Below are 14,205 nucleotides of genomic sequence, written 5' to 3' on the forward strand. Positions count from 1 at the left end.
GTCCGGCAAAAGCACAACCCCCTCACCCTCCCCTCTCCCCGGAGGGGAGAGGGAACCCCTTCACAGGGAACACCCATCAGGAGACCAACCCATGGCGGCGGACGCCGAAAAGCCGATTCCCCAGGCCACCTACCGCGTGCAGCTGCGCGCCGAGTTCGGCTTCGACCGCACCGCCGGAATCGCCGATTACATGGCGCGGCTGGGTGTCAGCCACCTCTACGCCTCGCCCTACATGAAGGCGCGGCCGGGCAGCACCCACGGCTACGACATCGTCGACCACAACGCCCTGAACCCGGAGTTGGGCAGCGAGGAGTCCTTCCACGCCATGGTCGAGGCGCTGAAGCGCAACGGGCTGGGCCAGATCCTCGACTTCGTGCCCAACCACATGGGCGTCGGCGGGTCGGACAACGGCTGGTGGCTGGACGTGCTGGAATGGGGACCGGACAGCCCCTACGCCGGCTATTTCGACATTGAGTGGGAGCCCGACCGCCGCTACCTGCACGGCAAGGTGCTGGTGCCGCTGCTCGGCGACCAGTTCGGCGCGGTGCTGGAATCCGGCGGGCTTGAGCTGCGCTTCGACAAGGAGGCGGGCGGCTTCGCCGTCTGGGCCTACGACACCCACAAGCTGCCCATCCGGCCGGCCGACTATGGCACGATCCTCGGCGACGACCAGCCGGACCTGGAGCGCATCGGCGACGCCTTCCGCCATCTCGATCAGGTGCGCCCTCACCAGATCCGCCGCGCCAACGCCCTCAAGGCGGAGCTGGCCGCGCTGGTCTCCGAGAAGCCCGACGTCGCCGAGGCCGTGGAGCGCCGGCTGACGCGCTTCCGCGGCGCGGAGGGCGAGCCGGAGAGCTGGCGCCGCCTGACCGACCTGATCGCCGCCCAGAACTGGCGCGCCGCCTACTTCAAGGTGGCGGCGGACGACATCAACTACCGCCGCTTTTTCAACATCAACGAACTGGCCGGCCTGCGCATGGAGGAGCGGGAGCTGTTCGACGTCGCCCACCGGCTGGCCTTCAAGCTGGTCGACGACGGCACGCTGGACGGGCTGCGCATCGACCACATCGACGGCCTCTACGACCCCAAGGGTTATTGCGAGCGGCTGGCCCAGGCGACGGAGCGGCCCTTCTATCTGGTGGTCGAGAAAATCCTCGCCCGCCACGAGCGGCTGCGCGAGGACTGGCCGATCGACGGCACCACCGGCTACGAGTTCGCCAACCTGATGGGCGGCCTGTTCGTCGACCCGAAGGGGGAGGAGGCGTTCACCCGCCTCTACGCCGACTTCACCGGGCGGCGCGAGAGCTTCGACGAGGTGGTGCGGACCAGCAAGATCCGCATCATGGAAAGCGAGATGGCCAGCGAGCTGCACGTGCTGGCCCGGCAGGCCTCGCGCATCGCCCGCGCCAACCCTCGCACCGCCGACTTCACCGCCAACATCCTGCATCAGGCGCTGAAGGAGACCATCGCCCGCTTCCCGGTCTACCGCACCTATGTGGACTGGCGCGGCGTCAGCGAGCTGGACCGGCGGAGCATCGACTGGGCGATCACCCAGGCGCGCAAGGCCGATCCGAACACCGACGGCTCCGCCTACGACTTCCTGCACAGGCTGCTGACCACCGATCTGGTGGCCCAGCCGCGCAGCGGCTACAGCCGCCAGCAGGTGCTGCGCTTCGCCATGCGCTTCCAGCAGTACAGCGGGCCGGTGATGGCCAAGGGGCTGGAGGACACCGCCTTCTACCGCTACAACCGGCTGGCCGCGCTGAACGAGGTGGGTGGGCACCCGGAGCATTTCGGGGTCGGCACAACCAACTTCCACCACGCCAACGCCGAGCGGGCGGAACGCTGGCCCCACGCCATGCTGGGCAGCACCACCCACGACACCAAGCGCGGCGAGGACACCCGCGCCCGCCTCTACGCCCTGTCGGAGATGCCGGAGGAGTGGGAGCGGCAGATCCAGACCTGGAGCCGCCTGCTCCGTGCCCGCCGCGGCGACGTGGAGGGCACCGCCCCGCCCGACCGCAACGACGAGTATCTGTTCTACCAGCTCCTCGTCGGCGCCTGGCCGGCGGAGCTGACCGGCGCGGACCCCGCCAGCCTCGACCCGCAGGCGATGACCGAGTTCGCGGAGCGCCTCGCCGGCGCCATGACCAAGTCGATGCGCGAGGCCAAGGTGCACAGCACCTGGGCCGCCCCCGACGAAGCGTACGAAAGCGCCATGACCAGCTTCGTCCACGACGCGCTGGACGTGTCGCGCAGCACCGCCTTCTTCGACGCCTTCCTGCCCTTCCAGGCACGGCTCGCCCGCATCGGCATGGTCAACGGGCTGACCCAGACCCTGCTGAAGCTGACCAGCCCCGGCGTGCCGGACATCTACCAGGGCTGCGAGCTGTGGAACTTCAGCCTCGTCGATCCCGACAACCGGCGCCCGGTGGACTACGACGCCCGCCGCCGCCTGCTCGACGAGGTCGAGGGGGCGGAGATCGGCAGCCTGCTGAACCGCTGGCAGGACGGCGCTGTGAAGCTGTCGCTGACCCGGCGCGCCCTGGCCCTGCGGACGGCCATGCCCGACCTCTTCGCCAAGGGCGAGTACCTGCCGCTGGAAGCGACGGGCGAGCGGGCGGAGCATGTGGTGGCCTTCGCCCGGCGCCTCGGCGACGACACCGTCGTGGTCGCCGCCCCGCGGCTGGTGGGGGCGCTGGGCGAGGCTCCGGACTGGGGTGACACCTCCGTCCCGCTGCCGCGCGGGCAGCGCTGGCGCAACGCGCTGACCGACGGGACGCTGGAGGCCGCCGACGCGGTGACCGCCGCCGACCTGTTCCGGGACTTCCCCGTCGCCCTGCTGGTGCGGGAGGGGTGAGTTCCATGGACCGCAACCTGCCGCCGCGCCGGACGCTCGTCCCCATCGACCAGAGGCTGATCGGGAGCGATCCCGGCAAGCCCGCCGTCTTCGGGACCGTGCTGTCCGGCGACCCTCAGGAAACGTTCCTGAACCTCTACGACGGCAGCGGGGGGCGGTTCGCCTGTGGGGTCTGGCAATGCACGCCGGGCACCATCGCCATGGCCGACTGGCCCTATGAGGAGTTCTGCGTCCTGCTGGCCGGGCGGGTGGTCATCACCGCCCGGGACGGCGCGCCGCAGGAGCATGGAGAGGGCGACGCCTTCGTCATCCCACGGGGCTTCACCGGCGTCTGGGAGGTGCGGGAGACGATCCGCAAGTATTACGCGATCGAGAAGCCGCTCGGCCCCCGCGCCGCCGTCCGCCAGATGTTGCGTACCCCGCTGTCGCTGGCCCGCCGGCTGTTGCGGCGCGGCGAACCGGCGCTGGCCCGCGGCGGTTTCTGAAAGGGCTCTCCCTGAGAGGGTTGCCTCACAAAATACCCGATTTCTTCGCTCGGGATTGATCGAATCCCTTCGCCACGCGTTATTCCGATGGACAGGTGCCCGAACCGGCAAACGAGAGGCACCTCATCGGACCATTCCTGCACGACGGCCTGCACCACGGGACGCGACCACAGACGGACGGGAGACAAGTCATGAGCGATCATCGCCAGTGGGTCGAGCTGGACCCCAGCAACGGCTCCGAAACCACCAAGCCGCAGGACGGTCAGTCCGTCGCGGCGCCCGCGCAGAATTCCGCCCAGCCGGCGGAAGCCCCCGCGCCGAGCGGTCCGGAAGGCACTCCGGACCGCTGACGGTCACTGCGCAAGATCACGGATTCGAAACAGCGGAAAAACGGCAGGGCGGGGCCTCAGGGTCTCAGCCCTGCCGCCGCATGGGCTGCTGCACGGGTTGCGGCGACGATTGGGGTGCCGATCCCGGAGCGGCGGACAGGCGCTCGGGCCGCCCGAACAGTTCGAGCGCCGGCGGGATGGAGGACGGGCGCAGGCCCGCCAGGATTTCCCCGACGGCGCCGACCGCGTCGACCAGAGCGTCGGGCATCACCGGCTTGCGCAGCAGGCCGACCGCGAAATCGCGCGCCTCCTCGCCGCGGTGGTCGAAACCGGTGATCAGCAGGGAGGGGATGTTGTGTTCCTCCCACAGCTTGCGGGCCAGCGTCAGCCCGTTCTCACCTCCGGCCAGATAGACGTCCACCAGGGCAAGATCCGGCTGTTCCCGGACCCCCAGCCGCGTCGCCTTGGCGGCGTCGCGCAGGGGGCCGACGACCGTGTATCCGGCATTCTCCATCACGGCCTTGATGGCGGGCCCGATCAACGGATCGTCTTCGACGACGAGCAACTTCACGGCATCTGTTCCTTGTTGGCGGACGGCGCGGACCGACGTGGCCCGCAGCGCCCATGTTTGTCGATGCGGTGCATCAATCAAGGGGCTGATTGCGCGCAATAAGCGAACCGGTGCGGGACCGAACGGGCAGTGCCATCCGGAGATGCGAACCCGCCGCCCTCTTTGCGTGTTGGAGACAGTCCAAGCGTGATGCAACCTCCGTGGGAGTCCTGCATGAAGTTCATCGAATTTACCGACCACACCGGGGCGCCGGTTCTGATCAACGCCACGGGCGTCCTGTACCTGCGCGGCACCGAAGGGGAGCGGACCGAGATCACCTTCGCCGGGCGCTCCGAACCGCTGGTGGTCGCCGCCCCACTGGATGAGGTGGCCAGGACGCTGGAAGACGCCACGCCGATGCCGCCCGACCCCACCCTGGCGCTCGTCTCGTGACGGGCCGGCCCTACACGTCGTAGATCGGGCCGGGAGTGGCTTTGTTGGCGCCGCCGCGCTTCTGCTCCTCCTTCTCGGTCAGTTCGGCTTCGCCGCCCCGGTCGGGCTTGACCGTACCCTCCTGGGCCTCGTCGATCCGGTCGTCCTTGCGCTGGGGCTGGGTGGCGGGAGTCCGGTCGTCGCTCATGACGGTCCTCATGCTGATTGTCGGTTCACCGTATTCAACATTTCGGGGGCCGCGACGTTGCGCCCGTCGCCTGCCCCTTCCGGAGGGCTGATGCGCGCGCGGCGCGGGTTGCCTGGAGCCGCGCGCTCCATCACTTTTCGGGGCGCAGACAAACCGGAAGGACCGCCATGATCGACCTTCATTACTGGCCGACCCCCAACGGGCACAAGATCACCCTGTTCCTTGAGGAAGCCGGGCTGGACTACACCGTCCATCCCGTGGACATCTCGGCCGGGGACCAGTTCAAGCCGGACTTCCTGGCGATGTCCCCGAACAACCGCATGCCGGCGATCGTCGACCGCGCCCCGGCCGACGGCGGGGAGCCGGTGTCGGTCTTCGAATCGGGCGCGATCCTGACCTATCTGGCGGAGAAGACCGGCAAATTCCTGCCCGCCGACCTGCGGGGGCGCAAGACGGTTCTGGAGTGGCTGTTCTGGCAGGTGGGAGGCCTCGGCCCGATGGCCGGGCAGAACCACCATTTCGTGCAGTACGCGCCCGAACAGATCCCTTACGCCATCGACCGCTATGTGAAGGAAACCAACCGGCTCTACGGCGTCCTGAACAAGCGTCTGGCCGGCCGCGCCTTCATCGCCGGGGACGAGCTGACCATCGCCGACATGGCCTGCTACCCGTGGATCGTCCCGCACGAGCGGCAGCGCCAGACCCTCGCCGACTTCCCCGAGTTGAAGCGCTGGTTCGAGGCGATCCAGGCGCGCCCGGCGACCGTCCGCGCCTATGAGAAGGGCGCGGAACTGGCCAAGCGTCCGTCGGTCACCGACGAGGGGAAGAGGATTCTGTTCGGCCAGACCGCCGCCAACGTCCAGAAGTAGGGTCCGGTCGGTATCCGCGAACCGGAGCGGGTCAAGGGCTCCGTGCCCTACTCGGCGTCCTTGACCTGGATGCGCCCCTCGACGGCCGGCGTGCCCGTTCCGTCGGCCCGGAGCAGCACCGCCTCGGCCGACGCGGGAAAGACGCCGGTCAGGGCGGTCACGACCACCTGATGGGTGACCAGCACGACCGGGCCGCCATCGGCCGGCAGCCCGGCCAGGAACCGGCGCAGCGTCGCGATCTGCGCCTCCTGCTCCTGCCGCCGCTCGAAGAAGGAGTTGAGCGCCGGAAGCTCCTGCACCGGCCCGGCGCCGAGAAGCCGGGCCGTCTCCAGGCAGCGGCACCACTGGCTCGAATGAACGGCGGTCGGCCGGCCGGCGGCGATCCTGCGCAGCAGGTCCCCGGTGCGGCGGGCCTGCTCGCGGCCGTTGGCGTCCAAATTGCGCTGGGTCGCGCAGTCGCGGAGCTGGAAGTTCGGCGGATCGCCGACTCCGGGCGCCTCCGCGTGCCTCATCAGGAGGATCAGCCCCTTCGGATCGATCCTGTCCGGAGGCGCCGCCCACCCCGGCGGAGCGGAGCGGACGATCGCCACGGCGGCGAGCGCGGCGACCAGCGACCTGCGGCGGACAACCCTCGGCATCGGACCACGGCGGTTGGTGACGGGACGACAGCGATATTGATCGCGCAGGCCGAAGGCCAAGCCCGCCTTACGGCCGGGTACGGCGCTCAACACCCGGCCAGCTGCCCCACCCCGTCACCGCCCGTTCCCACCGTGACCGTCCGGTCGTGATGCGCCGGCAGGCTGGACCGGTGGCCGACGCTGACCACCGTCGTGCCCGGCAGGCGCTCGGCCAGCAGCCCGTAGAGCCGCGCCTCCGTCGCCGGATCGCAGGCGGACGTCGCCTCGTCCAGGAACAGCCAGCCGGGCCGGTGCAGCAGGGCGCGGGCGAAGGCGACGCGCTGCTGCTCGCCGCCGGACAGACGCTGCGCCCAATGGTCCTCCTCGTCCAGGCGTTCGGCGAAGGCGCTCATCCCCACGGCGTCCAGGGCGGCGCGCACCGCCTCCGCCTCGAACGCCTCCGGCGCCGAGGGGTAGGCGACGGCGGCGCGCAGGCTGCCGATGGGCATGTAAGGCTTCTGCGGCAGGTGCATGGAGTCGACCCCGACAGGCAGGCCGATGCGCCCGCGCCCGAACGGCCAGAGACCGGCCAGCGCGCGGAACAGCGTGCTCTTGCCCGAACCGGACGGACCGTTGATCAGCACCCGCTCCCCCGGCCGGATCGTCAGGTCGGCGCGCAGCAGCGGCGCCCCGCCCCACGGCAGGGCCAACTCCACCCCCTCCACCCGCAGGGCGCCGTCCGGCCCGACGGAGCGGTCGATCCGCGGGGTCGCCTGAGCCGACTGCCGGACCTCCCGCACCGCCTCGTGGAAGCCGACGAGGCGGCTGGTCGTGGCGTGCCAGTCGGTCAGATTCACATAGGCGTCGATGAACCAGGACAGGGCGCCCTGCACCTGCCCGAAGGCCTGCGCGGTCTGCATCAGGGCGCCCAGCGGAACCGCCCCGGAGAAGTAGCGCGGCGCGGCGACCAGCAGCGGAAAGATGATCGCCACCTGCTCATAGGCGGAAGTGAACCACACCAGCCGCTTCTGCGTGCGCATGATCGCCCACCAATTGTCCACCACGCGGGCGAAGCGGCGGGCGAAGCCGCGCTGCTCCTGCGTCTCGCCACCCTGCAGAGCCACACTTTCCGCGTTCTCGCGCAAGCGGACGAGCGCGAAGCGGAAGTCGGCCTCGTATTTCTGCTGGTCGAAGCTCAGCCGGGCGAGCGGGCGGCCGATCCGGTGGGTCAGCCACGTCCCGACCACCGCGTAGGCCAGCGCCACCCACACCATGTAGCCGGGGATCGTCAGCTCCACGCCGAACACAGCCACGGTCATCGTCCCCGACAGGCTCCACAGCATCGCCAGGAAGGACGCCAGCGTGACGAGGTTGGTCAGGAAGCCCAGCGACAGGCTCAGCGTCAATTGGACGAAGCCGCGCAGATCCTCGGCGATGCGCTGGTCCGGGTTGTCGGCCGGGGTGGCGGCGAACTGGAGCCGGTAATAGGTCCGCCCCTCCATCCAGTCGCCCAGGCAGCGCTCGGTCAGCCAGCGCCGCCAGCGGATCTGCAGCATCTGGTTCAGGTAGAGCCGGTAGACGGCGACCGCGATGTAGATCAGCGCCAGCCCGCCGAACAGCAGGAGTTGGTCGACGAAGGCGCCCTGGTCCTTGTCCTGGAGCGCGGTGAAGATGGCGCCGTTGACCTCGGTCAGCTCGACGGTGATGAACACCACGCCCAGATTCAGCGCGACGATGGCGGCCAGCAGCCCCCGCGCCGCCCAGCGCTCTTCCGACGACCAGTAGGGACGGGTCAGCGTCCAGACGTCCCGCAGGAAGCGGAACAGCGCGGCGGCACGAATCGAAGCGGCCTGAGTTGGATTGCCCTGGATCGGCATGGCGGGATGGTCCGGCAAGGAAGGAACCGCCCTTGCCGAATAGCACCGCGCCGCATGAAAAGCCTATGAATTCGCTGTCACCGGCCGGGCACGGTTGCCCTAGCGGTCGCCGCGCAGGACGTCGCGGCTGGCCAGCACGGCGCCGCCCATGATCAGCGCGCAGGCGGCCCAGACGGTCCAGCCTCCCGCCGCCTGCCCGAACAGGATCAGCAGCAGCGTGGAGGCCAGCGGCGTGGCGTAGGACAGCACGCCCAGCGCCCGGATGTCGCCGCGCTTCACCCCATGGTCCCACACGAAGAAGGCCGCGCCGACCGGGCCGATCCCCATGGCGAGCACCGCCAGCCACTCGCCGCCGGACGGCGCCACCGTCGTCTCGAACATCAAGTGCGACAGCCCGGCCAGCACCGCCGTGGCGAGGCAGAAGCCGCCGACCGCCTCGGTCGGGACATCGCCGAAGCGGCGCGACAGCACCGAATAGGACGCCCAGAGCACCGCCGCGGCCATCGCCGACAGGTAACCCGGCGTATCCCCGGCGTCGAGCGACAGGCCGCGCCCGCCGCCGGTCACGATCAGCACCGTTCCGGCCAACCCGCACAGCGCGCCCATCACATGGCCGCGCTTCAGACGCTCCCCCGGCAGCAGGGCGGAGAACAGGACGATCAGCAGCGGCCAGAGATAGTTCAGCAGATTGACTTCGACCGCCGCCCCAGGAGCGAGACGGAAGGCCAGGAAATAGAAGAAATGGTAGCCGAACAGCCCAGCGACGCCGAGCAGCCAGACCCGCCAGGGCTGGCGCAGCACGCCGATCACGTCCTTGCCCCGCGCCGCGCCCGCCGCCGTCCCGACGATGAAGGCGACGCCGAAGGACATCGCCACCAGTTGGAACGGCGGGATGGTCCCCGACAGCGCGGTCAGCAGCGCCAGCGTGGACCACATCACGATGGCCAGTCCGCCAATGGCGGTGGCGCGGCGGACGGCCGCCGGAGCGGGCGCCGCGGCGGTCGGACGGCTCTGGGCCGGAGAATTCTGGGCCGGAAGGCTATCGGTCGACATGGCGAACGCTTAGCGCAAAGAAGGACGCTGGGCAATTGACCTGTCCGGCACCGAACCTGTGCGTGTATCCTGCCGTCCCTCCGTCCGCATCGTCCACTCCCCCGACCACGGTTTTCCCCTCTTGCCCACCGAAGCCCTTCTCGCCGTCCTGGCCGGCGCCCTCCTCCATGCCGGCTGGAACACCGCGCTGAAGGCCGGCGGCGGCAGCGCGTCCGACGCGGTCCTGGTCGTCGCCGGGTCCGCCTTCATCGCCCTGCTGATGCTTCCCGTCGTTCCGGCGCCGTCGCTCGCCAGCGCGCCCTATCTCTGCGTGACGGCGGTGCTGCACGTCGCCTACTTCCGGCTGCTCGCCGCCGCCTACCGCAGCGGGGCGATGAGCCACGCCTATCCGTTGATGCGCGGCACGCCGCCGCTGCTCGTGGCGATGTGCAGCGGCGTGCTGCTGGGCGAGGGGCTGTCGACCGGCGCCTGGATGGGAACGCTGCTGGTCTGCGGCGGAATCCTCGGGCTGACCCTGCTGGGGCGGGGATCGGGCCCGTCGGGCGCGTCAAGCTCGTGGCGGGGCACCGCCTGCGCACTCGCCAACGCGCTGGTGATCGCCGCCTATACGGTGGTGGACGGCATCGGCGTGCGGCTGTCCGGGTCGGCGGCGGGCTACACGCTGTGGTGCTTCCTGCTGTTGAGCGTGCCCATGGTGGGCGGGGCTCTGCTGCGCGACGCCCGGGGGTTCCTGAGCCACGCCCGCCGGCGCTGGATAGTCGCGCTGGCCGGCGGGGCGGCCAGCATCGCCTCCTACGGGCTCGCGCTCTGGGCGATGACCCTGGCGCCGGTCGCCGTGGTGGCGGCGCTGCGCGAAACCTCGATCCTGTTCGCCATGGCGCTGGCCGCCCTGGTGCTCAAGGAGCGGGTCGGCCCGGTGCGCCTCGCCTCCGGCGTGGTCATCGTGCTTGGCGCCGCATCGCTGCGCCTCGCCGCCTGATGGTCGTCAGACGGTGGCCCTATTGGCGGATGGCGAGGAAGTTCTGGTACGCAAAGATCTCGTCGAATTCGGAATAGCCGGACAGCCGGTACAGCCCGTCCTTGACGATCTTGCAGACGGCGAAGCCGTGCAATCTACTCCAGAAGTCGCGCAGGAAGGTGCGGGAGTCGAGGTTGCAGCCGCCGAACTCGAATTGGACGAAGTCCACGGCGCGCCGCTCCAGCAGGCCGCGCGCGCCGTCCAGAACGGCGATCTCGTGCCCCTCCACGTCGATCTTGAGGAAATGGATGCGGTCGATGCCGGCCTCCGTGCAGAACCCGTCCAGGGTCGCCAGACGAACGGCTTCGCCGTTGCCGTCGCGAAACTCCTCGATCGGACGGACGTGGAGGGACGCCAGGGTCGAGCCGGGCTTGTCGGCGCGCAGGGTCGCCGCGCCCGCCCGCTCGGACAGGCCGAGGTTCACGGGCCGGCACCGGCCGGGATAACGCGCGGCCGTCCCTTGCAGCGCGCGGAAGGCCGTCGGCGACGGTTCGAAGGACCAGACGGTCGCGGCCGGGAAGCGGTCGAGCGCCGCCGCCGTGTAGACGCCGACGTTGGCGCCGGCGTCGACGATCACGACGTCTGAGTCCGCGACGCCGCGCCGCGACAGCTCGCCCTGGATGTAGCGGAGGACACCGGCCTCACCCGTGGCCTGGATGTCGGCGTCGTTGACCAGACCCATCCCCTTCAGGGCCTGCCGATGGATCGCCCGGAAGAAATCCTGCTGGCCGGCCTTTCCCTGATGCTCCGCGACATAGTCGGCGACGGCGCGGAACAGCTCTTCAGGCGTCATGGCGGTGTGGTCTCCGGAACCGGCGGACCGGCAGTGTAGCGGCCGCCGGCCTCTCGCGCCTCAGAAAAGCCCGTTCAGCAGAGACCCGCGCCCGCTGTAGCCGCTGCTTCCCCCGGTGAGGATGCCCAGCGCCCCGGAACTGGTCGTCGTGCCACCGGTCAGCAGGGAGGTCAGGCGCTGGAGTTGCGGCGTCTGCTGGAGCGGGTTGTCGCCCTTGGCCGGCTGCTTGGCGATGGTGTCGTAGTCCTTGCTGTAGTCGCCCATGCGAAGCTGGAGGCCGTAGTTCTTTTCCTCCTTGGCCGCCACGCCCTTGTCGCGCGAGACGCGCAGCGTGTAGTCGCCACGGTCGAGCGACAGGGTGCCCGCCTCGAACTTCTTGTAGGTGTCGTAGGTGGCGCCGGCCTCGCTGTTGCTGTCGGCGACGATCTTTCCCTGCTTGTCCATCAGCTGGACGCGCACGCCGGTGTCGCCGACACGGCCGAGGGCGACCTCGCCGGGCGTCGCCAGGTTGAATTTGTAGAAGTCCGCCGGATCGTTGGCGGCCAGCGTGCTCAGCACGTTGAGGCGGCTGGTGTCCTTCACCAGCGTGCCGACGTTGGTGGCGAAAGGCGCGGCGTTCAGGGCCGACTTGCGGACGGTCTGCTCATACTCCTGGACATTGCCGCTGGGCTTGGCGTCGGTCGCCTGCTTGGCCTGCTCCTGGACGCGCTTCATCGCCGCGTCGATGGACGTCTGGATGCTCTGCGCCAAGCCGCTGATATCGCTCATTCCAACCATGGCACGCCTCTCCGACCGGCATTCTTCGTGTTTGTCGGGCCGGTCCTTGCAGACGGCGGGCCAAAAGGCTTTTCATGATTTTCAAAGGGTTGAGCTGCTGCCCCCGCCGAAGGGGCCGGCAAGATCCGCACCCCGTCCGGCAGGAATTGCCGGGGTCACGCTTCGACCAGCGCGAATGTGTCGACGTCCACCATCCCGCGATCGGTGATCTTCAGGTGCGGGATCACCGGCAGCGGCAGGAAGGCCAGTTGCAGGAAGGGCTCGGCCAGCGGGCAACCCATCTCCTTCACCGAGGCGCGCAGGCTGCGCAGATGGCGCTCCACCGTCTCGAAGGGCTCCAGGCTCATCAGCCCGGCCAGCGGCAGGGCCAGTTCACCCACGACCTTGCCATTGCGCACCGCGACGAAGCCGCCCTGAAGCTCGATCAGGCGGTTGACGGCGATCGCCATGTCCTCGTCCGACGCCCCGACCACGCAGATGTTGTGGCTGTCGTGCCCGACCGAGGAGGCCAGCGCGCCCTCGCGGAACTGGAAGCCGCTGGCGAAGCCGCGCCCGACATTCTGGTTGGTGCCGTGGCGGGCGAAGACGCAGATCTTCAGGATGTCACGGTCGGGGTCGGCCACCAGCTTGCCGTTCCTGGCCGGCACCTCCAGCCGCAGATGGGCGGTGATGATCTTGCCGGGCAGAACCCCGATCACCGACTGGACGGAACCGCGGGCGGGCACCGCGAAATCCGCCGCCGTCACCGGATGGAGCTTGACCGAGCGCAGCCCCACCGGGCTGACCGCCGGACGCCCGGAGAAGGTTTCCGGGGTCACCACCCGCCCGTTGCGGATGACCCGGTTGACCGCACAGTCCTCCAGATCGTCCAGCAGGACGAGATCGGCGCGCTGCCCCGGCGCGATCAGCCCGCGGTCGAACAGGCCGAAGCCGCGCGCCGCCGACCATGTGGCGGCGCGGTAGACATGGGCCATCGGGGCGCCGAGCCGGATCGCGCTGCGGATCAGATGGTCCATGTGCCCCTCCTCGGCGATGTCGAGGGGGTTGCGGTCGTCGGTGCAGAAGCCGAGGAAGGGCGAGGTTTCCGGCTGGATCACCGGGGCCAGCGCGTGCACGTCCTTCGACACCGACCCGTCGCGGATCAGCACCTGCATGCCCTTGCGCAGCTTCTCCATCGCCTCCGGGGCGCTGGTCGTCTCGTGGCAGTTGCGGATGCCGCAGGACAGATAGGCGTTCAGCTCCCGCCCGCTGAGCAGCGGGGCGTGGCCGTCGATGTGGCGCCCGTCGAAGGCGGCCAGCTTGTCGAGCACCCCGTCCACCTTGTGGAAGACGCCGGGGAAGTTCATGAACTCGGCCAGCCCCAGCACCTTCGGGTGGTCCTTGTGGCGCAGCAGGTCCGCCGCTTCCAGCCGCGCGCCGGATGTTTCCAGCTCGGTTGCCGGCACGCAGGAGGACAGCTGCACCCGCAGGTCCAGCGCCGTGCCCTCGGCGCAGTCGAGGAAGTAGCGGAGCCCCTTCTCGCCCAGCACGTTGCAGATCTCGTGCGGGTCGCAGATGGCCGTGGTGGTGCCGCGCGGCAGAACGCAGCGGTCGAACTCCATCGGCGTGACGCAGGTGGATTCGCAATGGACGTGGGTGTCGATGAAGCCCGGCACGACGGTCAGTCCGGAGCCGTCGATCTCCTCCGCCCCGTCGTACGATTCATAGGTGCCGACGATCCGGTCGCCGCACAGGGCGATGTCGCCCGCGGCGGTCTCACCGGTGACGACGTTGAGGAATCGGGTGTTCTTGATGACCAGATCGGCCTTGGTCTCGCCCAGGGCCTGACCGATGCGCGTCTTCAGTTCGTCCCGGGTCACCGCCATCGCTCCGCCTCGTCCTGCCCGTTCCACGTTATCTTTAGGTAAACGGCCGGACGGGGCCCTTCAATCGGATTTTCCGTAACGCCGAACCGCGCGGTCAGTCGCCCGGACGACTCGCCAGTTCGATCGCCGGCCCGGTGCCGCGGTAGTCCGGGTAGTTCCAGTAGCTGCGCGGCTCCAGCCGGTAGGCCGGAAAGCCGAGGCCCAGCGAATAGACCGGCCCGCTTCCGCCGTAGCCGACCGCGTAGCCGTTCCCTTGCGGAGCGGCGCCATCGCCACAGCCGGCCAGAGCCAGAAGAAGAGCGGCAAGGGAAAATCGCGTGATCGTTCCGATGAGGGCTGCGATGGGTTTCATGATCCGCCACCCCGGTCCGACGCGTTGCGCCTCTTCAAAGACAAACACACCGGAGCCTTTACTATTCCGCTGAAAATTTGTTCGTTAGAAAAACAATATGCGTTTCGTCCAGTACTGACC

Annotated in this window: 15 protein-coding genes; 6 read left to right on the forward strand and 9 right to left on the reverse strand. The window is 69.4% G+C overall.

The window, feature by feature from the left end; all coding sequences use genetic code 11:
* The first annotated feature begins 91 nt into the window (after positions 1 to 91).
* From treY to FBZ83_RS31295, 3 genes are all read left to right on the forward strand, one after another.
* Complete coding sequence (gene treY, locus FBZ83_RS02505) at positions 92 to 2,860, forward strand: malto-oligosyltrehalose synthase (protein WP_145680913.1); 2,769 nt, start codon at positions 92 to 94, stop codon at positions 2,858 to 2,860.
* Positions 2,861 to 2,865: 5 nt separating this feature from the next.
* The gene (locus tag FBZ83_RS02510; protein ID WP_247888101.1) at positions 2,866 to 3,345 is read left to right on the forward strand and encodes a cupin domain-containing protein; all 480 of its coding nucleotides are present in this window, start codon (positions 2,866 to 2,868) and stop codon (positions 3,343 to 3,345) included.
* 191 nt (positions 3,346 to 3,536) lie between these two features.
* Positions 3,537 to 3,695: a hypothetical protein gene (locus FBZ83_RS31295; RefSeq protein ID WP_186465949.1), complete on the forward strand. Its 159-nt coding sequence runs from the start codon at positions 3,537 to 3,539 to the stop codon at positions 3,693 to 3,695.
* Between the two features lie 64 nt (positions 3,696 to 3,759).
* On the opposite strand, the gene FBZ83_RS02515 is transcribed toward FBZ83_RS31295, so the two are convergent.
* Complete coding sequence (locus FBZ83_RS02515) at positions 3,760 to 4,245, reverse strand: response regulator (RefSeq protein ID WP_145680915.1); 486 nt, start codon at positions 4,243 to 4,245, stop codon at positions 3,760 to 3,762.
* Positions 4,246 to 4,458: 213 nt separating this feature from the next.
* On the opposite strand from FBZ83_RS02515, the gene FBZ83_RS02520 reads away from it, so the two are divergent.
* The gene (locus tag FBZ83_RS02520; RefSeq protein ID WP_145680916.1) at positions 4,459 to 4,677 is read left to right on the forward strand and encodes a hypothetical protein; all 219 of its coding nucleotides are present in this window, start codon (positions 4,459 to 4,461) and stop codon (positions 4,675 to 4,677) included.
* Positions 4,678 to 4,687: 10 nt separating this feature from the next.
* Here the strand turns inward: FBZ83_RS02520 and FBZ83_RS31300 are convergent, their stop codons facing one another.
* Positions 4,688 to 4,864 carry a hypothetical protein gene (locus FBZ83_RS31300; protein ID WP_186465950.1) on the reverse strand — a complete coding sequence of 59 codons (177 nt, stop codon included), beginning with the start codon at positions 4,862 to 4,864 and terminating at the stop codon, positions 4,688 to 4,690.
* A 167-nt stretch (positions 4,865 to 5,031) separates the two neighbouring features.
* Here FBZ83_RS31300 and FBZ83_RS02525 point away from each other — a divergent pair, with 167 nt between their 5' ends.
* Positions 5,032 to 5,733: a glutathione binding-like protein gene (locus tag FBZ83_RS02525; protein ID WP_145680917.1), complete on the forward strand. Its 702-nt coding sequence runs from the start codon at positions 5,032 to 5,034 to the stop codon at positions 5,731 to 5,733.
* A 47-nt stretch (positions 5,734 to 5,780) separates the two neighbouring features.
* Here the strand turns inward: FBZ83_RS02525 and FBZ83_RS02530 are convergent, their stop codons facing one another.
* The 3 genes from FBZ83_RS02530 to yddG all read right to left on the reverse strand — a co-directional run bounded on the left by FBZ83_RS02530 (position 5,781) and on the right by yddG (position 9,280).
* Positions 5,781 to 6,371: a histidine phosphatase family protein gene (locus FBZ83_RS02530; protein WP_145680918.1), complete on the reverse strand. Its 591-nt coding sequence runs from the start codon at positions 6,369 to 6,371 to the stop codon at positions 5,781 to 5,783.
* Positions 6,372 to 6,457: 86 nt separating this feature from the next.
* A complete protein-coding gene (locus FBZ83_RS02535) occupies positions 6,458 to 8,245 on the reverse strand; it encodes an ABC transporter ATP-binding protein/permease (protein WP_348982493.1) in 1,788 nt (595 codons plus the stop codon).
* 81 nt (positions 8,246 to 8,326) lie between these two features.
* Positions 8,327 to 9,280 carry an aromatic amino acid exporter YddG gene (gene yddG / locus FBZ83_RS02540; protein WP_145680919.1) on the reverse strand — a complete coding sequence of 318 codons (954 nt, stop codon included), beginning with the start codon at positions 9,278 to 9,280 and terminating at the stop codon, positions 8,327 to 8,329.
* Positions 9,281 to 9,401: 121 nt separating this feature from the next.
* On the opposite strand from yddG, the gene FBZ83_RS02545 reads away from it, so the two are divergent.
* Positions 9,402 to 10,259 (forward strand): DMT family transporter, encoded by an 858-nt coding sequence (locus FBZ83_RS02545; protein ID WP_145680920.1) that lies wholly within the window; start codon positions 9,402 to 9,404, stop codon positions 10,257 to 10,259.
* Between the two features lie 19 nt (positions 10,260 to 10,278).
* Here FBZ83_RS02545 and FBZ83_RS02550 read toward each other — a convergent pair whose 3' ends face one another.
* The 4 genes from FBZ83_RS02550 to FBZ83_RS02565 all read right to left on the reverse strand — a co-directional run bounded on the left by FBZ83_RS02550 (position 10,279) and on the right by FBZ83_RS02565 (position 14,085).
* Positions 10,279 to 11,091 (reverse strand): FkbM family methyltransferase, encoded by an 813-nt coding sequence (locus FBZ83_RS02550; protein ID WP_145680921.1) that lies wholly within the window; start codon positions 11,089 to 11,091, stop codon positions 10,279 to 10,281.
* A 60-nt stretch (positions 11,092 to 11,151) separates the two neighbouring features.
* Positions 11,152 to 11,859, reverse strand: coding sequence for a hypothetical protein (locus FBZ83_RS02555; protein WP_247888102.1), 708 nt, complete (start codon positions 11,857 to 11,859; stop codon positions 11,152 to 11,154).
* Between the two features lie 164 nt (positions 11,860 to 12,023).
* Positions 12,024 to 13,733: an adenine deaminase gene (gene ade / locus FBZ83_RS02560; protein ID WP_145680923.1), complete on the reverse strand. Its 1,710-nt coding sequence runs from the start codon at positions 13,731 to 13,733 to the stop codon at positions 12,024 to 12,026.
* A gap of 94 nt (positions 13,734 to 13,827) precedes the next feature.
* Positions 13,828 to 14,085 carry a hypothetical protein gene (locus tag FBZ83_RS02565; RefSeq protein WP_145680924.1) on the reverse strand — a complete coding sequence of 86 codons (258 nt, stop codon included), beginning with the start codon at positions 14,083 to 14,085 and terminating at the stop codon, positions 13,828 to 13,830.
* Positions 14,086 to 14,205 lie beyond the last annotated feature (120 nt).

It is taken from the genome of Azospirillum brasilense (assembly GCF_007827815.1).
Lineage (GTDB): Bacteria > Pseudomonadota > Alphaproteobacteria > Azospirillales > Azospirillaceae > Azospirillum > Azospirillum brasilense_C.